We start from the raw sequence: 19878 nt of genomic DNA, 5'->3' as shown, positions 1-19878 counted from the left end.
ACTTTTACAACTATATGCTCAGCATCCTAAAAAAAGAAATTACTTCTTACCTCAGTTCATTGGTTGCTTATGTAACCATAGGGGTGTTTTTGTTGGTGCTGGGTTTGTTTTTATGGGTGTTCCCCGAGTCGAGCATATTAGAGTATGGCTATGCCGGGTTAGAAGGCTTGTTTAACACGGCACCTTACCTGTTCATGTTCCTCATTCCGGCTATTACTATGCGCTCGTTGGCCGAGGAGCGCCGCGAAGGTACACTGGAGCTATTAGCCACCCGGCCGCTTACCGATTGGCAAATTGTAATAGGTAAATACCTGGCGTGCTTACTGCTGGTGCTATTTGCTTTACTTCCCACCTTGTTGTACGCTTACTCGGTTTGGGTGTTGGGTAACCCGCAAGGTAATTTAGATGCAGGGGCGGTAATTGGTTCCTATATAGGATTGTTCTTATTAGGAGCAGTGTTTGTGGCTGTCGGCCTGTTTGCCTCATCGGTTAGCAAAAATCAAATTATTGCCTTTACTATAGCCGTTTTTATTAGCTTTTTTATTTACAATGGTTTCGATTCGCTGAGCCAATTATTATCGCTACAAAACTGGGATATACAGAGTTTAGGTATCACACGCCATTATGAGTCGGTAAGCAGGGGGGTGCTGGATACGCGCGATTTAGTGTACTTCCTGGTACTATCGGGGTTTTTTATTGCACTAACCTTGTTGGTGGTTAGTCGCCAGCGTCAAAAACAAATAAAATATACTGCTTTGCCGGTTATGGCAGGTGTGCTGGTGGTTATTGTAATATTATCTGCGCTAACTTTTACCCGGTTCGATTTTACCAAAGAGAAACGATTTACGCTATCCAACGTTAGCCGCAACGTGATGGATACTTTGCCGCAGCCGGTTAAGGTAACGGTGTACCTGCAAGGTAAAGATCTGCCCGGCGGTATGAAGCGCCTGCAGCAAGCCACCCGCGATATGCTGAGTGATTTACAGGCTTACGGGCACCGCCGCCTGCAGTTTGAATTTGTAAACCCCTTAGATGGCTTAAACGAGCAGGAACAGGAGCAAACTATTCAGGATATGCAATCGAAAGGTGTAGAGCCTACTAACCTGAGTGTGAAAACGGATAACGGGGTGTCGCAAAAAATCATTTTCCCGGCAGCGTTGGTGAGTGCTGGAGACAGGCAAATAGGGGTAAAGCTGCTGCAAACCCGCATTGGCTTATCTCCCGATGAAGTGCTTAATAACTCCATCCAAAATTTAGAGTATGCCTTTGCGTCAGCTATAAAAAAAGCGGTTTCGGGCGGCCGTCCCCGCGTTGGATTTACCGATGGGCATAATGAATTGAACGACCTGCAACTGAACGATGCCATGAAAAGCCTGAACGATGGGTTTGACGTGGGCCGTATTAATTTACAAACTATACCGTTTGCAACGCTGCAAACCATGAAACTGCTCGTGGTGCCTAAACCCGAGAAAGCGTTCACTGAGTTAGAAAAATTTAAAATAGACCAATATCTCATGCGCGGCGGCAACATACTTTGGGCTATTGACCAGGTAAGCGCCGAGCTGGACAGCCTGCGCGGGCACGGCGGCGAACAATTGGCGTTTCCCAAACAATTAAACCTCGACGATCAGTTGTTCCGTTACGGCGTACGTATTAATTATGATTTAATTGCCGATTTAAACTGCTCGCAAATACCGGTAAGCACTGGTAATGTGGGCGGGCAGGCGCAAATACAAATGCTGCCCTGGCTGTTTTACCCGGTATTTATACCACTGGGTAAGCATCCGGTAGTTAAAAATCTCGAAGGCATAAGCAGCGAATTCGCCAGCACTATTGATTTGTTGCCGGTAAAAGACTTGCAGCAAACCGTGTTGTTTACTTCGTCGCCCTACAATAAAAAAATCACTGCGCCGCATGCGTTATCGTTACAAGCGCTGGAGCAGGAGCCCAACCCGAAAGAGTTTCAAAGCCAGCCTAAAATTGCAGGTGCGTTGTTAGAGGGTAGCTTTGCCTCAAACTTTGTAAACCGCCCCGTACCCGAGGGCATGAACGAACATATTGGAGTTTTAGCCCGCAGTAAACCCGCCAAAATGATTGTGCTGAGCGATGGCGACATCTTAAAAAATCAGGTAAGTGCTGATGGATCACCGTTCCCCTTAGGGTATGACCGTTACAGCCAGCAAACTTTTGGCAACAAAAACCTGCTCCTTAATATTGCCGATTATCTTACCGATGATTCGGGGCTGATTACTTTACGCAACAAAGAAATTAAGTTACGCCTACTTAACCGCGCCCGTTTAAAGAACGAAAAAACTTACTGGCAAGCTGTAAATACAATAGTGCCGATTGGGCTGGTGTTAATATTTGCGATTTTTCAACATTTGTATCGCAAACGCAAGTATGCCCGTTAAAATTTCATACTTTTGGGTTGACTAATACTTGTTTATGAGATTCATTGTTTCCACATTAACTTTACTGAAGCAATTGCAGGCCGTAAGCGGTGCTTTAAGCAACAGCACGGTATTGCCTATATTGGAGAACTTTTTATTTGAGATAAAGGAAGGCAACCTAACCATATCGGCTACCGATTTGCAAACCAGCATGACCACCTCATTGTCTGTTGAGGCTAAAGAGAACGGCCGTATTGCCATTCCATCGCGTATTTTGCTGGATACCTTAAAGTCGTTACCCGAGCAGCCTATTGCTTTTTCGGTTGATGATAAAACCTTTGCCATTGAAATTAGTGCCGGCGACGGTAAATACAAGCTAAGCGGCGAAAACGGTGAAGATTTCCCTAAAATTCCGGTGGTTGAAAACGCATCGTCGGTAAATTTGCCGGCATCGGTTTTAGCCGAGGCTATTAACAAAACCATATTTGCCGTAAGTAACGATGAGCTGCGCCCGGCCATGACAGGCGTTTACTGCCAGCTGTCAACCTCGTACTTAACCTTCGTATCAACAGATGCGCATAAACTGGTACGTTACCGCCGTAAAGATGCACAGGCTGCCAGCAATACCTCATTCATTTTGCCTAAAAAGGCGTTGAACCTGCTTAAATCGGCATTGCCATCTGATGATGTTAACGTTTCGGTTGAGTATAACAATACCAGCGCGTTCTTTAAATTTGGCAACATCAATTTGGTGTGCCGTTTAATTGATGAGCGCTACCCTGATTACGAAGCCGTTATTCCGCAAAATAATCCTAACCGCATGACTATCGATCGTCAGTCGTTTTTAGGTTCATTGCAGCGTGTGGCTATTTACGCCAACAAAACCACCCATCAGGTGCGTTTAAAAGTTAGCGGCAGTGAGCTGAATATTTCATCAGAAGATATTGATTTTTCGAACGAAGCACATGAGCGCTTGAGCTGCCAGTACGAGGGCGATGATTTAGAAATTGGCTTTAATGCCCGTTTCTTGATCGAGATGCTTAAAAACCTGAGCAGCGAGGAAGTGGCCTTACACATGTCGACCCCTAACCGTGCCGGTTTATTGTTACCACAAGGTGGCGATGAAAACGAGGACGTGCTGATGTTGGTTATGCCGGTAATGCTTAACAGCTATGCATAAGTTTTAAACCTATTATAGATCTAAAAAATAAAGTCCGGTTGTAAAAGCCCGGACTTTTTAGTTAAGCTCCTATAACAATCCTCAAAAAAAGTAGTTATAATTCTCGTGGATATGCCTAAGCATTTACGTTTAACCTGTTTGCTTGCTGCTTTTATGCTGGCCTTAGCTGCCTGTGTAAAAAATGATGCACCTGTACCTACTCCGGGAACTGTAAATTTAAACGTAATTAATGCCGTTACCGATACGGCTATTAACTACTACATAAACGGTGCCCGTCAAAACAGTGTTACAGGTATATATCCGTTGAGTGCTAATGGGTATACGTCGGTAAACATCGGGCAAACTACCATAGCCTTCAGGAGGTTGTTTGATAACCAAAACTATAATTATGCCGATACTCTTTTTACGTTGCCTGTTAAGTTAGATTCGGTAGGCTCGGGTGTGCGCTACTCCTTGTTTATAGGTGGCTTAACCCGCAGCACGGCATTCATGATCAAAGATACCTTAGAGAGCGACAGTAAAAATGCCATGCTCAGGTTTGTACAGGCATCGCCCAGTGTAAAAAATATGCGGGTGTATTTAAATGATACCTTGCGTTTTACCACCAACTCGTTTAAGGCCATTAGTAAGTTTATAGCCGTTGGTAATGGTAAAAAGGTGCTTAAAGTTACACCAGTGAATACCAACGATGTACTTTATACATCAAACGTTACCTTAACCGAGGGGCGAATTTATACCCTGTTTAGCCAAGGCAGGCAAAATAACTTTAGGGTAGGATTAATAATAAATCAGTAAAAATGAAAAGCAGCAAGCGCATATTTTATTTCTTATTTGCTTTAAATTTTGCGGTTTTAATATTGCCGATGCTAAGCTCATGCGGCAAAAATGATACGTCGACCCCGTCTGGTACTGATGTGCAGTTGCAGGTATTAAACTTAAGTCCTGATGCGTATCCTATTGAACTGAATATTAATAACCTTAAAGTAAATTCGTTTTACAGGTATAACGCTACGCCAACTTATTTTTATTTAACCACTACGGCATATCCGCTACAAATACGCACTACCCGCACCGATGATTCCATCCGTATTTTAAGCCGCGATACCATACAGTTTTTGCCTAATACCCGCTATTCATTGTTTTTTACAGGTTTACGGTCTGAAGGTACTCGCCGATCTATTGTTACGGTTGATGATACAGCCTCCTTACCGCCCATTGGCAAAGGTGGACGTATACGCTTTGTGAATACCGCTGCACGTAATACCGGTGCACATGATATATGGGCTAATGGGGTACGTATTATCCAAAATACACCTTTTGCCGGTATTTCGGGTTACGCAACCCTGCCGCCCGGTAATTATAATTTCAGGATATATCCGGTAAATACTTCAGCCTCAAGTTTGGCCGAATTGAATAACGTGACTATTCAGGATGGTCGCTTGTATACTCTTTACTCGCGCGGTATTGTTGGGCGCGCCGTTACCGATACGGCTGCTTTCAGCATAGCTGTATTGGCTAATAATCCACCTAAAAGATAATATCTTACCTCTGCAAATATTTGCTACTTTTACGGCAAACTGCAAAAACGGTGGAAATTATAAAACATCTTATTGACTTTATTTTGCACATTGATGTGCATTTGGCCGAAATTACGAGGCAATACCAGGCCTGGACTTACCTCATACTTTTCATAATCATCTTTGCCGAAACCGGGTTTGTGGTAACACCATTTCTCCCCGGTGATTCGTTACTGTTTGCAGCCGGAGCGCTTATTGCAACCGGTAATACAGGGTTAGATATTTATTTGCTTTCTATACTGCTTATTGTAGCTGCGGTTTTAGGAAACACGGTTAATTATCAGTTGGGCAACTACCTTGGCGCACGTGTTTTTAAGCCCGAAAATAAAGTGCTCAAGCTCGATTATTATCTTAAAACCAAAGCTTTTTTTGATAAGCATGGTGGTAAGGCGGTAATATTTAGCCGTTTTATGCCTATTATACGTACCATTGCCCCTTTTGTGGCTGGTGTGGGTAGGATGCCTTTTGGCCGTTACAGCTTATATAACATTATTGGAGGGGTATCGTGGATCGTTACTTTTCTGTTTTTAGGATATTTACTGGGTAACGTGCCATTCTTTAAAAAGAATTTTTCGCTTATAGCATTGGGCATTGTAGTGGTATCATTACTGCCACCAATATGGGCTGCTTTACGGAGTAGGTTTTCCCGTACTGCGTAATTGTGTCTGTTGCTTTGGTAGCGGTTTGTTAACCGTGCCGTAATTAGGCAACGCAGCAATTTTTCCTAACTTATACAAAGCCGCCTCATGGGCGGTTTTTTGTTTCAGGCTGTCGGGTAGGGGCTCTGTTATTTGGTTTAGGTCGGGCTGCCCGGCATCAACCCAGGCCGAGTACCAATAGCTGCCCACGTTGAGTATGGCTGTGCGTAACCGGCGTTGCACCATGCCTTTAAGTGCGGTATGATAGGCACGGCAATAAGCTGCCGAAAAGTCCTTGATCTTGCGTTTGCCCCTCATAATCACCTCGTACTTTTTATCGGCCGGAAAAGTTTTGTCGACCTGTTGCTGTATGCGCAAAACCGAATCAGTGCATTTAAAGGAACTCCGGCATAATATAAAGGCTTGCCAAAGCGGGTTTTCGAGATACTTAGCTTTGCCTGCATTGTAATTGTAGCTATTGCCAAACTGCTCGGGCAGGCGGCTCTCCCAAAGGGCATGCAGACCATCCTGGTGGGTGAGCTGCCCATCGTGGTTCATGGTGGTATGCAGCGGAACACAGGCATCGGCCACGTAATGCCCTAAGTAAGCCGAATAATGCTTGATGGCGCTGGTGTCGTGGTTTTTAAAGGCATCAACCAGACGGTAGTAATTGTATTGTATAGTCCACGGGAGGGTGCCGTATTTGTACAGGGTATCGGCGCTATACTTGGCTATGGCGTCGTTCCACTTTTGAGGAACGGTATGGAATGGGTCTTTGCCATAATGGTCGGCATCAAAAAAGTGGCGGGGTATTTCTGCCGAATCAACATAACGCCGCCTGTCGGCGCTTATAGCATGTTCGGTAAGGTATTCAATATTAGCCTGGTAAAAACCACTCATAGCCCTGGGCAGGGTAAATACAGCTACCCGGTTTACTCTAAAATGAGCATAAAATCCCCATGAACTAAGCAGGGTTAATGCGATCAATGCAATAATTATATCCTTAACAAACTTCACCTTAAACCAGCCTTTTAAAACTATTATGTAGTTATGGGTTAATGCTATTCCAAAAAGCAAGGTAGTAAAACAAATACCATTGGGCCGTTTTTTTGCGTATTTATACTATTAGTTAAGGTTTTTTAAAGCCTTGTTATCCATCTAAGAAACAATTTGCTTCTGCATTTAAACTCACTGTTCGTTATGCCTTTGTTGGCTTGTTAGGTTTAACTTTTCTTTCGTCGTGCAAAAAAGACGATGCTTACAATTTTGAAGCCCCAGCACCCCCGTGTTAATTTAATTAATGCCAGCCCCGATGGTTCTGCCGCCCGTTTATATGTTGATGATGTGTTGTGTACACAAAACGGCGTAAACTTCGGGCTATAATGATACTTTTTCGGGCGATCAGGATGTGTTTATTAAGTCGGCTTCGGGCAAGGCCACATTGGCATCAACCCAGTCAAATTTTGATGTTTAAACCAGTTACACGTACTTTTTGGTAGGTCAAAACAGTAGCTTAGGTATACTTGCCGTAGCCGATGATTTGGCCGCTCCGACAGCAGGTAAAGCTAAAATTCGTTTTGTAAATGCATCGCCCAATGCTACCGGAGCTACATTAAATAATGGGACAACCGTATTGGTAGGTACTCAGAATTTTCGTGGCGTGGCACCTTCAACCGAAGTTAACGCCGGCTGTTATAGTTTGCGTGCTGTAAGCGGACTTGTCCCTTCGGCTAACCTAAATATAAATTTGGAGAGCGGTAAAGTTTATACCATATATGCCAAAGATTTGGTAGCCGGTACCGGCACTGCTGCTTTTGGTGTGGGGGTTTTCACCATTAAATAAGTAAGCCGTAATATTGATAACATGCTGAAAATTATTTTATAACAGATTTGCAACTTGTAAATATTTGTAATACATTTGCAGTCCGAAAATCAAAAAGATAATCAGCTAAAATGGCAAATCATAAATCAGCAATTAAAAGAATCAGAGCTAACGCTACAAAGCGTCTTCGCAACAGATATCAGGCTAAAACCACCAGAAACGCTATCAAAAAGTTAAGAGCTTCTACCAGCAGAGAAGAGGCATCTCCTTTATTGACTAAAGTGATTTCGATGCTTGACCGTTTAGCTAAGAAAAACGTAATTCACAAAAACAAAGCTTCAAACAATAAGTCGAAACTGACTAAGTTTGTTAACGGCTTAAAGTAATAATATTTCAGTTTTTGTATGCTGATATGGCCGCTTCATGTAAATGAAGCGGCTTTTTTTGTTTGATGTTCGCATCGCTCAGGTAAAAAATCGGTTATACATTTCTCTTGTTTCAGCCTCCTGTTTAAAAGCCGTATATTGGTTGTTTAAAACTACTACCGTTTTACTCACCACACATGAAGAAACTTATACTTCCTGCTTTATTGCTCGTGTTTGCGGGTGCCTATGCCCAGCAAGGCAAAGCACTTGCCGTTACCGATTATGAGCGTGCCGAAAAATTTATGGGCTACAACACCTCACCGTTAGTTGATGGCGCTAATGTTAGACCCAACTGGCTCGCGGCCGATAAATTCTGGTACCGTAACCTTACTGCCAAAGGCTCTGAATATATAATGGTTGATGCCGTTAAAGGCAGCCGTACTGTAGCGTTCGATCATCAAAAGTTTGCCGAAGGTTTGGCTAAAGCCACCAATGCAAAGTATGATGCCAACACTTTACCCGCAGGCATTGGTTTTACCGATGATGGTAAGTACGCCACCGTATATGCAGGCAACAAGAATTGGAAATATGATTTGGCAGCAGGTACATTTACCGAAGATACCGGTGCCGCACAGCCTGCTCGTGGTGGTTTTATGGGCCGCAGGGGTGGAGCCGGTGGAGTAGCATCTCCCGATGGAAAGCGCACAGCTTTTATTAAAGACTATAACCTTTGGGTGCGCGATGTAGCAACCGGTAAACAAATCCAGTTAACTACCGATGGCGAAAAAGATTTTGGTTACGCTACTGATAATGCAGGATGGTCGCACAGCGATGTTGCTATTTTGCAATGGTCGCCCGATTCGAAAAAGATAGCCACTTTTAAGCAAGACCAGCGCAAGGTAGGCGATATGTATTTGGTGACCACAAACGTAGGTGCCCCAACCCTCAAAGCCTGGAAATACCCGTTGCCCGGCGATAAGGAAATAGCCATGATCCACCGCTGTATTATAGAGGTGGATAACCCTAAAGTAATTATGCTCAAGGTACCGGCCGATCCGCACCGCGCCACGCTGAGCGATGATATATCGAGCAGTGGTACGCTGGATGACGTGAACTGGAGCGCCGACGGCACCCAACTGGCCTTCGTATCAACCTCGCGCGATCATAAGCAGGAAAAAGTGCGCATAGCCAACGCTGCCACCGGCGACGTACGCGAAGTGTTTGAGGAAGTGGTTAATACGCAATATGAATCGGGATGGGGAAGCATCAACTGGCGTTATCTGCCTAAAAGCAACGAGATCATTTGGTTTTCGGAGCGTGATAACTGGGGACATTTGTACCTGTATAATGCTGCCACCGGCAAGTTGAAAAACCAGATAACCAAAGGCGATTGGGTAGTAACCCGTTTGTTGAAAGTTGACGAGAAAAGCCGTACACTTTACTTTGTGGCCAATGGTAAAGATAAACTGAACCCGTACTTCAGCCATATTTTCAAAATTGGTTTCGACGGTAAAAAATTGACTGATTTAACACCTGATGCTGGTTTTCACCAGGTTACGTTCTCGCCATCGGGTAATTATTTGGTTGATACTTACTCGCAACCTAATGTTGCCCCGGTAACTGTTTTGCGTAATCTCAATGGTAAGCTCATTACTACAGTTCAGCAAACCGATATTTCGCGTCTTACGGCTTCAGGATGGAAAGCACCTACGCCCATAACGGTTAAAGCTGCCGATGGTAAAACCGATCTTTATGGCTTGATGTTCACGCCGACACATCTGGATGCTAATCAAAAATATCCTATTATCAATTACCTATACCCTGGTCCGCAGGGAGGTAGTATGGGTGGTAACTGGGGGTTCTCGGCCGCACGTGGCGACCATCAGGCCTTGGCCGAACTGGGTTTCGTAGTAGTGCTGATCGAAGGTACCAGTAACCCATTGCGTTCCAAAAGTTTCCATGATATGGCTTACGGAAAAATGTCAGACAATACCCTGCCCGACCAAGTAAGCGGCATGCAGCAACTGGCTCAAAAGTATCCATACATTGATATTAACCGCGCCGGTATGTGGGGCCACTCGGGCGGTGGTTTTGCCACGGCTTGTGCCATGTTTAAATACCCTGATTTTTTTAAAGTAGGTATATCAGAATCGGGCAACCATGATAACCGTAATTACGAGGATGATTGGGGCGAACGTTACATTGGCTTACTAACCAAAGATGCCAACGGCGTATCAAACTACGAAGACCAGGCCAATCAAAACTTCGCCAAAAACCTGAAAGGTAAACTGATGCTGGCTCATGGCATGATGGACGACAACGTACCTCCATACAATACCCTGCTGGTAGTTGAAGCTCTGGAAAAAGCCGGTAAAGATTATGACCTGGTGATATTCCCTAATAGTGCACACGGTTACGGCCAGTACAGCAACTACATGACCCGCCGCCGCTGGGACTATTTTGTACGCTACCTTATGGGTGCCGAAACACCTAAAGAGTATCAGTTAAAACCTAAGGTAGATGCGAGGTAAGACTTAGTAGTGAGTTGTAGGTTGCGGGTTGTGTGTGAATGTATAGCAACTCGTTTTCTGATTAACTTTTAAATATCGCGTCATTGCGAGGTACGAAGCAATCTCTGAGCTTGGCATAACCGCCTTGTATCCGCAGAGATTGCTTCGTACCTCGCAATGACGTTTTTGTTTAAGCCCTCCCTCCCGGGGAGGGTTTGGGAGTGGCTCTTGCATCCCATCAATATTTTCAATAGCTTCAAACCGTGGAAGCATACGAAAGCAAAATAAGTATTAAGGCCTGGGCCGAGGAAGACCGTCCGCGCGAGAAACTGAACAGCCAGGGCCGCCGCGCGCTGAGCGATGCGGAACTGATTGCCATACTGATCGGGTCGGGCAGCCGTACCGAATCGGCGGTGGAATTGAGCAAGCGTATTTTGCACCACTATGATAACGATCTGCAAAAGCTGGGCAAGGTATCGGTAGCCGAGCTTTCTAAATTTAAAGGTATTGGGGAGGCTAAGGCTATCTCCATTATTGCAGCGCTGGAGTTGGGCCGCCGCCGCGATGATACTGAAATTAAAGTCCCCGACACCGTAGCAGGCAGTAAGAGCGTTTACCAAGTAATGAAACGGCATTTGGTTGATTTAAACCACGAGGAATTCTGGATATTGCTGTTGAGCCGTAGCTGCAAGGTAATAGCCAAAGAACTCATCAGCAAGGGTGGCCTATCGGGCACCGTGGCCGATCCTAAAATAATCTTTCATATAGCTTTGCAGCATCAGGCTTCGTCCATCATCTTAACCCATAATCACCCTTCGGGTAACCTCAAGCCCAGCCAGCAGGATATTGACCTTACCCGCAAAATACATCAGGCCGGCAAGATATTAGATATAGGCGTGCTCGATCATTTGATTATTACCGACGGTGGCTACTATAGCTTTGCCGATGAGGGATTGTTATAAAGTGAATCTTACTTATTCACTTTAATAACCGCAGTGTTACTACCCACGCTGCCCTGCAGATCAGTGCCTTCCACTACTACGCTGTACTTACCGGCATTGTCGGCGGTGTAAAAGTTTAAGGTTGCCTTGCCGTTTTTATCGGTTACAACGTTGGGTTCCCAGTGTATGGTCGAGCGGATGTCGGTCATGTCGGGTACTGAATTAGGTTTGTACTTGGGCGAATAAAATGCCTTGGGTAGCGCAAACGGCATAGGCCGGTATACATAAGTTCCCACCGCTTTTTTCATGAACGGACCATGGCCACTGCGTGTAGTAACCTCCACAAAACAATGATCGAACGGTGAAGCCATTGGATTTTTGGGTTGAATAAACTGACTGAAATAACTGGATGAATACTGGCTGCTGGTCATTACTTCAATGCCCTTAATCTCTTCTGCATCATAATAATCAAGATACTGGTCATAAAACCTGAAATATTCTACGCTTCCTTCCGGGTCAAAAAACCAGTCAATTTCAACGCCGTCAATCACAAGGTGCATTGTTACGTTGTTGATCACATAGCTCCTGAAAAAGTTTTTACCGGTTTTCAAATAAAAACCTTTCACCCTCTTTTCGAGCAACTGTCTCAAGTTGGTTCGCCCTGATTTTATGATCGTTTCCTCATCAATTATAATATCTGAACCTCCGGCGCCATTCAAATTTTTGGAACCCTTAACAACTTTTTTAGCTTTTACCTCAACGGCTTTTAGCAAGGTCCCTTTACTTATGCGTTCCTGGTTATCTTTAAGCTGTTTTTGTTTGGTTACTAATTGTCGCCTGGCGGTATCAATATTTACGTACCAAGGTACGAGCCTTTCGGCAGGGGCTTTAAAAACCGGGGGCACAAACTCTTCAACTTCAATACCCACGTTAAAGCTTTTGCCGCGCTTGTTTTTGGCTTGTAAAAAAAACACTGCAGTATCGGCCGGATAAATACCGGTAAATATAAAATTGCCTTTGTCATTAGATACCGTATCGGCGAGTAAAAATGGCTTTTTAGATAGCAATGTAATGCCCGATTTTGCCACCGGCTTATTAAATACATTGGTTACTTTTCCCCTGATGCTAAACTCGCGCTCGGGCTGAAAAGCAAATGCCGGTGCGGATTTAAAATAGTTATTCCAATTATAACCTACCCAGCCTTGTGTTAATAGCAAATTATCCATGTTTTGCCATTTTTGAGCACTCGCTAAAGGATTGTTATAATAGCCGGGGTCTTCGATCGGCCCACTTAAATCGGAACTTAAATGCAGATACGTGCTGATGCGGCTTTGGGTAAGCGTGTCAATTTTTACCTGCCCATCATCGGTCACCGCCAGCGAAAACGAACCCAACACAGGAGCCCCGTTTTTATCGGTCACTTCTAAATTCATGCTTACACTATCACGACGGTTGTAAGTTGGTTTGCCGGGTGATATTTTGATGCGCAGGTCATCGGCATGGTCAATATATGCAAGGCGTTCATTAAGCAGTGTCTTGTCAGCACCTACCAACATAAAACGCACAACTCCGGTAGGGAACAAGTTTTTTGCCATGGTAAACTTTGCCGGGCGGTTGCCCAATTTAAAAGATGCCCCATAACATGCAATACCGCGTGCCTGCGCTATTAAATAGTACTGCCGGTTTATAACCGTCGAATCGGCAGAGCCGTATACCCACACCTCGCACGAATCAGCTTTATAGGGATTCTTTACAGTTAAGCTTATTCCTTTAACAGCTACAATAGGCAAAGTAATGTTTTTCAATGTGCCATCGGCCAGTTTAACTTTAGCTGTATAAACCTCATTGGCAACAGGCAAAAAATCGAAAGTACCCATGCCTTTATGTGCCGATGAAAAATCTGCAACTTTATTATTTTTAGAATCGAATATGGTGCCGGAAATGTTGATGCCCAATCCATCTTCGCTAACTGCTTTAAATGCTACATGCGCTGCAAGGCCAGCTACAAGGTTGCCCCCTTCGGGCATGAATTGCACATCTATATTTTGCGGCCGGTTAAGCAGCAGGGGCATATTCAGCACACGGTTACCCGCTCCCTTACGCATATCCTTTAAACTTACCGATAGGTTTTTGGCATTGGCTTTTTCGGGCAGATCAAAGTTTACATCCAACAACCCCGCTACATCGGTTTGTACATCGCTCTTAAGCAGGGTGCGTTTGCCATCGGTAAGCCGCAGTTGCATTTCGCGCACCCGTACCGGGTCGTTGTCCAGTTGGTTAATGTTTAGTTTAAGCTTAACGTTTTCCTTACCGTTTAATTTAGCAGCATTGGCGTTGTAGTTAATGAGCCAGTTATCGGCATTAGGGTTGGCTACGTAAAAGTGTTTCTGGTAAATGATTTCTTCGCCAAAATTGCGCATCCAGTTGGTGTAGGCTTTCAGGGTGTAACCACCCTGGGGCATATCGTCGGGATTTAACACTATACTTCCTAAAGTTAGGCCACGGTAAACAGGTAGCATCATACGTTGAACCAGGCGATTGCTATCGCTGGCCAGTTCAATATATAGCAAGCCGCTTTTTAAAGATGAACTTAACGACGAGGCATCTACCAGGTAGGCCTTAAACCAAAGCGTGTCGCCCGTGTTGTAGGTAGGCTTGTCGGTTTGCAGGTACAGTTTTTCGATACCCAGCTTTTCGGTAGTGGTGTTAACGGTTGTTATAATGGTATTAAGCTGCCCCCGGGTTGGTGCCTGTGCCAGGCATTGCCCTGTGGTAACACATATAATTACACAAAAAATCAAGAAGTTAAAAAGGTTCAAACATTTTGGCATAACAAGGCTACATAGGTTAGGTAAACTAAAGTTATGGCTTATAAGTTTAGTTTCAAACCTTTATAATTAAAAAACAAGAGCCTGCTCTTGGGTAAGGCAGGCTCTTGTTTGCTTTGTGGCGTCTGTTATATCGTGTTTAGCGCAGGCTGAGGTGTTTTTTTATGCTGAATGCCCGCTTTCTTTTTATTTTTCTTATTGCGTTTTCCCCACCATATTAAAAAGCCGGTTACTGGTAATGATGCGCAGATGAAGCTGGCCAAAAATGCCAGAATTTGTGTTACCGGACCAAATATGCGGCCGGTATGTATGTCTTTGTTCGAGTTGCGCCATTTTAGTCCTAAAGGCTTTTCGCCGTGCCGCATTTTGTCGATCATTTTGCCGGTTCGTCCGTCGTAAAAATAATAGCTCATATTGCGCCAGTTATCAACCCTTTGTTTGCCGTAAACAAATGCCATCATAACCTTGCTTTCAGCAGATGGCAAGCTAAGGCCAATTAAACGGTAATCTCCTTTAAGCTGGCTTTCCAAATCGGCAACAATCATGTTAATATGGTTGTCGGTGGTATCGGCAGTGGTAAGGTGGGGGGCTTTGCGTACCAGTTTTATAGGTTCTTTTTCTCCCAGCATGCTGTAAATGCCAGCTTCCCACCACTTAAACGACCATACCAGCCCGGTTATAGCAATTAGTATGGCAATGGGCAACACATAAAAACCAAAGCTGTTGTGCAGGTCATAATTAATCCGTTTAAATTTAGCTTTCCATTTTACGCTGATGTTTTGCTTAAACTGTTTGTAGTTTTTGGGCAGCCATAAAATAAAGCCGGTTATCATCATCAGCAAAAACAATAAAATGCACGAGCCTACAACTACACTGCCTACTGGTTTAACCAGTAACAGTTGCCGGTGCAGTTGTTCGGTTATGTAAAAAAAGTCGCTGGTGATGTCGATAGTGCCCGTTACCTTGCCGGTGTATTGGTTAACATAAATATTGTCGTAATACTTAAACTGGCTAAAACAGCTCAGGTTCATATCCTTAACCTTATTAAGTTCCCGGGCGGTGAAAACGTAGCTTTGATCAGCCTCATTCATGCGCACATCGGTAATACCCTTTTTGCCCACATGCTTTTGCACGGTTGCCAGTAACTCCGAAACCGGCCTTGCGGGGCCGGTTTCAGTTACTTCAATAATGTCGCGGTGAAAGTAGTCAAAAAGCTCATCTTCAAAAACCAATATACAGCCGGTAGTTCCCACTATAACTACAACCATGCCGGTAACAAGACCAACCCATAAATGCAGCCAGGAGGCAACGGCTTTAAAGCGCTTCCAAATCATATTATTGAATTAAAAGGTATAATTCATGGTGAATAAATAGTTTGACGGTATACCCGGGAATAGCCTGATGTAATCATACCCGCCAACCCAGTGTTTTTTATTGGTAATGTTATTGGCATTAAACTGTAACTGCATTTTACCAATGCTGTAGTAAAGCGCTGCATTAACCAGTGTGTAATCGGGGATAGTTTGGGTAAGGTTTATTGATAAGTTACGCTTATCAACATAGTTGGCACCGGCACCAATACCCAAACCTCTGAACAGGCCTTTAACTACGTTATAACGCGTCCAAATGTTAGCCAGTGTGTGCGGGGCATTGGGCTTTTGTATACCTACCTCGGCAGGTATAAGGCTTTCTATAATTTTGGCATCGTTATAGGCGTATGCTACCAGCATGCTCCAGTTTGGTGTAATACGGCCGGTTATATCAAACTCAATACCTTTGGCGCGCTCTTTACCTACTTGCCTGTACTGATCGTTACCTATTGCGTACAGGGTGTTGTTTTGCTCAATTTGATAAACGGCAGTAGTAATGCTCAGCATATCATTAAGCCAGCTGGTTTTGGCACCAAATTCAACCATGTTACTGGTCAAGGGCTTGAAAGGATTTGACGGGTCGGGGTTGGCATTGGGTGTAAGCATGCTTGCCGATTGCGGGTTATAGCCTTCTACATAAGTACCGTATAGGTTAATGTTTTTATTGGCGTTGTACACTAAACCAAAACGCGGCAACCATGCTTTTGAATGTGTTTTGGCTTCATTTGCTGTTTTGTAGTTCGCAAAATCGGTATAGTACTCGTAACGTACACCAAGCAAGGCTTGTAACTTGCCTATGCGTAACTGATCCTGAATGTAACCTGCATTAAGGTAGTAATAGGTTGGGTTAAGCACATTTTGACCAAAAAAGACCTTGCTGTCATCCTGCAACCGTTGTGATGAAATAGGATCGTTAAGGTTGAAGGATGGAACATTGGGCACCGGCGAACCATCCGCACCCAGTAAATATCTACTGCTGTTTGCCGGAACATAGTTGGCAATAAACCCGTTATTGGCCGCGTTACGATAGCCGCCTGCTGTTAATTGCGATGCACCTACGGGCATTTTTTCGCTGCCGTAGTCAAAACCTGCAACAAACTTGTGCTCAATGATGCCGGTTTGCAGTTTGTAGTTAAGGTAGCCGGTAAAATTATCAATGTAACGTTTACGCTTGCGCGAAAATATTTGCATGGCCACCAGGTTTGGTATAGTTGCGCCTGCACCGTTCACGGCATAAGCATTGGCACTGCGGTGTTCCCATAAATCTTCCTGGTAGCCGGTTTTTGAGTAGGCTACGGTCATGCTCAGGTTATCAGTAAACTCATGATTGGCCGATAGGGTAATGATGTAAGTTTTTTCGTTCAGGTAATCATTAGCGGTACTTAATGATAATGATTGCGGGGTAGAGTAAAGGTCGTTACCAATAACTGATTGTCCACGGTCTAACCTGCCATTCGAGCTGTTGTAAACCAAATCGAAGTTAATATGGGTTTTGGGCGATGCCACGAAGGTCAATGATGGGGCAATGATCACGTTTTTATCAAACTGCAGATCGCGGAAGGAATTGGCATCTTCATAACCCAGGTTTAAACGGTATAGCAATGAACTGTCTTTATTAGCAGGGCCGGTAAAATCGGCCAGGGCACGAAACGTATTGTAGCTTCCCAACTGAATGCTAACCGAACGACGGGTCTCATCCAGCGGTTTTTTAGTAACACGGTTAACCACACCGCCCGGGCTGGCATTACCGTACAAGGCCGAAGATGGACCTTTTAAAACTTCGACCCTTTCCAGGTAGTTGGTGAGTGATTGTTTCCAGAAACCGGAACTGGTACGTAAGCCATTTACCAACTGCGTGTTGCTTTGTCCGTTCACCCGGAAACCACGAATGGTTAAATCATCATAAAAGGTGAATTGATTAACACCGCTGAAGTTTTTTACCACTTCGCCAACACGCACAACACCTTGGTCGGCCATGAGTTCTTTGCTGGCGTATGATACCGAAGCAGGCAGATCTTTTAAATCGGTTTCGGTTTTATTGCCTATAAAGGTTGATTTAGTTTTGTAGGTTTTTTCTTTGCGGCCGGTAATTTCAACGGTTTGCAGTTGCTGGTTATCATCGGTTACGGTAATGTTAACCTCGGTATTTTGGTTAGCTGTTACCGTAATAGTTTTTGAAGTTTTTTGATAACCAACTCCCGATATGGTAATGGTGTAGGTGCCGGGTTCAACGTTATTAATTTTATACAAACCATTATAGTCGGTTAAGGCACCTTTTGTTGTACCCGCTAAGCCAACCGAAACCATGGGTACAGGGTTGTTATCGGCAGTGCTAATCCGTCCTTTTACTGAGGCAGATTGGGCAAAAGCGGCAACTGATAATAATAGAAGAAAGGCATTTAAAAAAGAAAATTTAAGCAATGGTATCTGCATCTTTAATTGGATTAAGTCTAAATAAAGGTGCAAATAAAATGAATTTCGTTCAGATATATACTCTATCGTTTAAAAAAAGCTAATAGTTGAGCCTTAAAAAAGAATTTTTCATAGAAGGCAAAAGGGCTCTATCCTTAAGAAATCAAAGGATAGTTTGCTTTGGTTTTAATACCTAACGATTGTTTGATAAGGCACAACACCCATGTAACAGGTGTATAATATAGCTAATTAGATATCTGGCTATTGATCCTGCTGATAGTTTCATCAAGTTCAATTGCCGATGTTTCGAGGTAGTTGATCAATTGCGGAAGAGCAGCCTCATCGTTGGCGTTGGTGCGGATAAGCGGTATCAGTCCCAGCATGTTACAAAGCGGGCGACGTATTTCGTGCGAGTTGAGCCAGGCAATGTCTTTGAGTTTTTGGTTTTGTGCCTCGAGCTGAAGGCCGTACTTTTTGCGAACATCAATATCCTGCATGGCACCTAACATGCGTAACGGTTCGCCTTTATCGTTTAAAATAAGGTAGCCCCGGTCCGAAACGTGTTTGTACGAGCCGTCTTTACATAAATAACGGTATTCGGCACTCCATTTCAGCTCCTTGTTTTTCAAAAATTCATTGAAGCTATTAATGGTTTCCTCACGGTCGTCTTCATGTACACGGTACATGTTCCAAAAGGCATCTTTAACCATAAGCTCATCAGGCGAATCATAGCCAAAAACTTCTTTATATCCACCCAGCCATTTCAATTGGTTGGTGGTAATATCATAATCCCAAATTACATCATTGGTGGCTTTCATTACATGCTCATAGGTGTTAAGCAGTTCTTTAAGGCTGGTTTTGCTATTGGTTAATTGCCGGTTGAGTAAATTTTGTTTAGTTAATAACCTACTGTAATGATTATTGATGATATAAATAAGGCTAACTACGCTGATTAGAAGAAAAGAAATGTTTTTTATAGCTAAAGCCAAATCTAAACCAGCTACAGTATGTTGCAGTTTAAAGTGGTAAATAACCCATGCACCACCTACCAGCCAAATTATTCCAGCCGTGAGGTAGCCCAATATCAATGTTAAAACAAACCTTTTGTTCATTGTTAAGCGGAACGGCTAAAATAAAGATGATGTATGACTATGGTAAGGTATGAAAATTTGTAATGATTAACAGCATTACAGGATTTTAAAGAATATGTTGATAGGAATTGTTGGTACAGTAAATTACATGTAAGTAAGTCTAATTTTAGTTGCTCCGCTGCGCATGTAGCATCCCAAAATGGCTTTCAAGTCTTTAACATCCTTAACTAATTGACCTGATTTTAAATATCTCCAATCATTCGGGTAGCCATGAAGAGGATGATCTTCATATGCTTGCTGATCAAATGGTACCTGCTTAATTCCTGATGAGTCTGAGGTAAATATATTATCGGCTGCAATTGGGTTGTATTTTACTTTTTTGTAATAAGATGGATGGGCTTTAATTTTATTTAGCAGGTTGTTGAGTACCTTGTTAAAAGCACGAATATCTTTCCAGTGTGTTTTAATACGGCCATTCTCATCAACAGAATCATACGTTTGAAACGTGGATAGATCAACTTTTAAAATGCGTTCTACCTGCATTACCTCACTTTTGTCATCATAGGCGCTTGCTGCAGCAAAAAAATCAGAGAACTCCCTGGATAAGGCGTAGGTTCCACCCATCAGCTTTGTTCCACATACGTTTTTAACATTTGCCTCTATATAATAATCCATTCCCCACTTACCAGGAGTGAGCAGAGTTAAAAGTGCCAATAGCCAAACTTTCATGTATTGTTGTGATGGTTAATGATAA

Annotated in this window: 15 protein-coding genes and 1 pseudogene; 10 read left to right on the top strand and 6 right to left on the bottom strand. The window is 43.6% G+C overall.

Annotated elements, in window-relative coordinates:
• The first annotated feature begins 14 nt into the window (after positions 1 to 14).
• From gldG to QE417_RS10720, 5 genes are all read left to right on the top strand, one after another.
• The gene (gldG, locus tag QE417_RS10740; RefSeq protein ID WP_311949848.1) at positions 15 to 2411 is read left to right on the top strand and encodes a gliding motility-associated ABC transporter substrate-binding protein GldG; all 2397 of its coding nucleotides are present in this window, start codon (positions 15 to 17) and stop codon (positions 2409 to 2411) included.
• Positions 2412 to 2445: 34 nt separating this feature from the next.
• Entirely contained in the window at positions 2446 to 3570 is a 1125-nt protein-coding gene (gene dnaN, locus QE417_RS10735) for a DNA polymerase III subunit beta (RefSeq protein WP_311949847.1), read from the top strand.
• Positions 3571 to 3681: 111 nt separating this feature from the next.
• Complete coding sequence (locus tag QE417_RS10730; protein ID WP_311949846.1) at positions 3682 to 4365, top strand: DUF4397 domain-containing protein; 684 nt, start codon at positions 3682 to 3684, stop codon at positions 4363 to 4365.
• 2 nt (positions 4366 to 4367) lie between these two features.
• On the top strand, positions 4368 to 5108 hold the full coding sequence (locus QE417_RS10725; protein WP_311949845.1) for a DUF4397 domain-containing protein: 741 nt from the start codon (positions 4368 to 4370) through the stop codon (positions 5106 to 5108).
• A gap of 50 nt (positions 5109 to 5158) precedes the next feature.
• Positions 5159 to 5806: a DedA family protein gene (locus QE417_RS10720; RefSeq protein ID WP_311949844.1), complete on the top strand. Its 648-nt coding sequence runs from the start codon at positions 5159 to 5161 to the stop codon at positions 5804 to 5806.
• Here QE417_RS10720 and QE417_RS10715 read toward each other — a convergent pair.
• Positions 5777 to 6862, bottom strand: coding sequence for a zinc dependent phospholipase C family protein (locus tag QE417_RS10715; protein WP_311949843.1), 1086 nt, complete (start codon positions 6860 to 6862; stop codon positions 5777 to 5779). The two genes, QE417_RS10720 and QE417_RS10715, sit on opposite strands and share 30 nt — an antisense overlap.
• Before the next feature lie 177 nt (positions 6863 to 7039).
• Here QE417_RS10715 and QE417_RS10710 point away from each other — a divergent pair, with 177 nt between their 5' ends.
• The 5 genes and pseudogenes from QE417_RS10710 to radC all read left to right on the top strand — a co-directional run bounded on the left by QE417_RS10710 (position 7040) and on the right by radC (position 11444).
• Positions 7040 to 7168, top strand: coding sequence for a hypothetical protein (locus tag QE417_RS10710; RefSeq protein WP_311949842.1), 129 nt, complete (start codon positions 7040 to 7042; stop codon positions 7166 to 7168).
• 103 nt (positions 7169 to 7271) lie between these two features.
• Positions 7272 to 7628 (top strand): annotated as a pseudogene (locus tag QE417_RS10705) (DUF4397 domain-containing protein); the annotation flags it as partial.
• Between the two features lie 110 nt (positions 7629 to 7738).
• Complete coding sequence (gene rpsT, locus QE417_RS10700; protein WP_311949840.1) at positions 7739 to 7993, top strand: 30S ribosomal protein S20; 255 nt, start codon at positions 7739 to 7741, stop codon at positions 7991 to 7993.
• Positions 7994 to 8169: 176 nt separating this feature from the next.
• On the top strand, positions 8170 to 10503 hold the full coding sequence (locus tag QE417_RS10695; RefSeq protein WP_311949838.1) for a S9 family peptidase: 2334 nt from the start codon (positions 8170 to 8172) through the stop codon (positions 10501 to 10503).
• A gap of 242 nt (positions 10504 to 10745) precedes the next feature.
• Positions 10746 to 11444 carry a RadC family protein gene (gene radC / locus QE417_RS10690; protein ID WP_311949837.1) on the top strand — a complete coding sequence of 233 codons (699 nt, stop codon included), beginning with the start codon at positions 10746 to 10748 and terminating at the stop codon, positions 11442 to 11444.
• Between the two features lie 8 nt (positions 11445 to 11452).
• Here radC and QE417_RS10685 read toward each other — a convergent pair whose 3' ends face one another.
• The 5 genes from QE417_RS10685 to QE417_RS10665 all read right to left on the bottom strand — a co-directional run bounded on the left by QE417_RS10685 (position 11453) and on the right by QE417_RS10665 (position 19853).
• Positions 11453 to 14224, bottom strand: coding sequence for a hypothetical protein (locus QE417_RS10685; RefSeq protein ID WP_311949835.1), 2772 nt, complete (start codon positions 14222 to 14224; stop codon positions 11453 to 11455).
• 155 nt (positions 14225 to 14379) lie between these two features.
• Positions 14380 to 15585 carry a PepSY-associated TM helix domain-containing protein gene (locus tag QE417_RS10680; RefSeq protein WP_311949834.1) on the bottom strand — a complete coding sequence of 402 codons (1206 nt, stop codon included), beginning with the start codon at positions 15583 to 15585 and terminating at the stop codon, positions 14380 to 14382.
• Positions 15586 to 15594: 9 nt separating this feature from the next.
• A complete protein-coding gene (locus tag QE417_RS10675; RefSeq protein WP_311949832.1) occupies positions 15595 to 18054 on the bottom strand; it encodes a TonB-dependent receptor in 2460 nt (819 codons plus the stop codon).
• 224 nt (positions 18055 to 18278) lie between these two features.
• Entirely contained in the window at positions 18279 to 19145 is an 867-nt protein-coding gene (locus tag QE417_RS10670; protein ID WP_311949831.1) for a PAS domain-containing protein, read from the bottom strand.
• 123 nt (positions 19146 to 19268) lie between these two features.
• Positions 19269 to 19853 (bottom strand): hypothetical protein, encoded by a 585-nt coding sequence (locus tag QE417_RS10665; protein ID WP_311949830.1) that lies wholly within the window; start codon positions 19851 to 19853, stop codon positions 19269 to 19271.
• Positions 19854 to 19878: the final 25 nt, after the last annotated feature.

The sequence above is a fragment of the Mucilaginibacter terrae genome (genome assembly GCF_031951985.1).
Classification (GTDB): Bacteria; Bacteroidota; Bacteroidia; order Sphingobacteriales; family Sphingobacteriaceae; genus Mucilaginibacter; species Mucilaginibacter terrae_A.
The sequence above is the reverse complement of the archived record's forward strand: the minus strand, read 5'-3'. Positions and strand labels throughout refer to the sequence as shown.

Bases quoted from the DNA above. Each gene is read 5' to 3' on its own strand.
- QE417_RS10730 (WP_311949846.1), top strand. From the start codon at position 3,682: ATGCCTAAGCATTTACGTTTAACCTGTTTGCTTGCTGCTTTTATGCTG.
- dnaN (WP_311949847.1), top strand. From the start codon at position 2,446: ATGAGATTCATTGTTTCCACATTAACTTTACTGAAGCAATTGCAGGCC.
- rpsT (WP_311949840.1), top strand. From the start codon at position 7,739: ATGGCAAATCATAAATCAGCAATTAAAAGAATCAGAGCTAACGCTACA.
- QE417_RS10725 (WP_311949845.1), top strand. From the start codon at position 4,368: ATGAAAAGCAGCAAGCGCATATTTTATTTCTTATTTGCTTTAAATTTT.
- QE417_RS10695 (WP_311949838.1), top strand. From the start codon at position 8,170: ATGAAGAAACTTATACTTCCTGCTTTATTGCTCGTGTTTGCGGGTGCC.
- QE417_RS10675 (WP_311949832.1), bottom strand. From the start codon at position 18,054: ATGCAGATACCATTGCTTAAATTTTCTTTTTTAAATGCCTTTCTTCTA.
- gldG (WP_311949848.1), top strand. From the start codon at position 15: ATGCTCAGCATCCTAAAAAAAGAAATTACTTCTTACCTCAGTTCATTG.
- QE417_RS10710 (WP_311949842.1), top strand. From the start codon at position 7,040: ATGCTTACAATTTTGAAGCCCCAGCACCCCCGTGTTAATTTAATTAAT.
- QE417_RS10680 (WP_311949834.1), bottom strand. From the start codon at position 15,585: ATGATTTGGAAGCGCTTTAAAGCCGTTGCCTCCTGGCTGCATTTATGG.
- QE417_RS10670 (WP_311949831.1), bottom strand. From the start codon at position 19,145: ATGAACAAAAGGTTTGTTTTAACATTGATATTGGGCTACCTCACGGCT.
- QE417_RS10665 (WP_311949830.1), bottom strand. From the start codon at position 19,853: ATGAAAGTTTGGCTATTGGCACTTTTAACTCTGCTCACTCCTGGTAAG.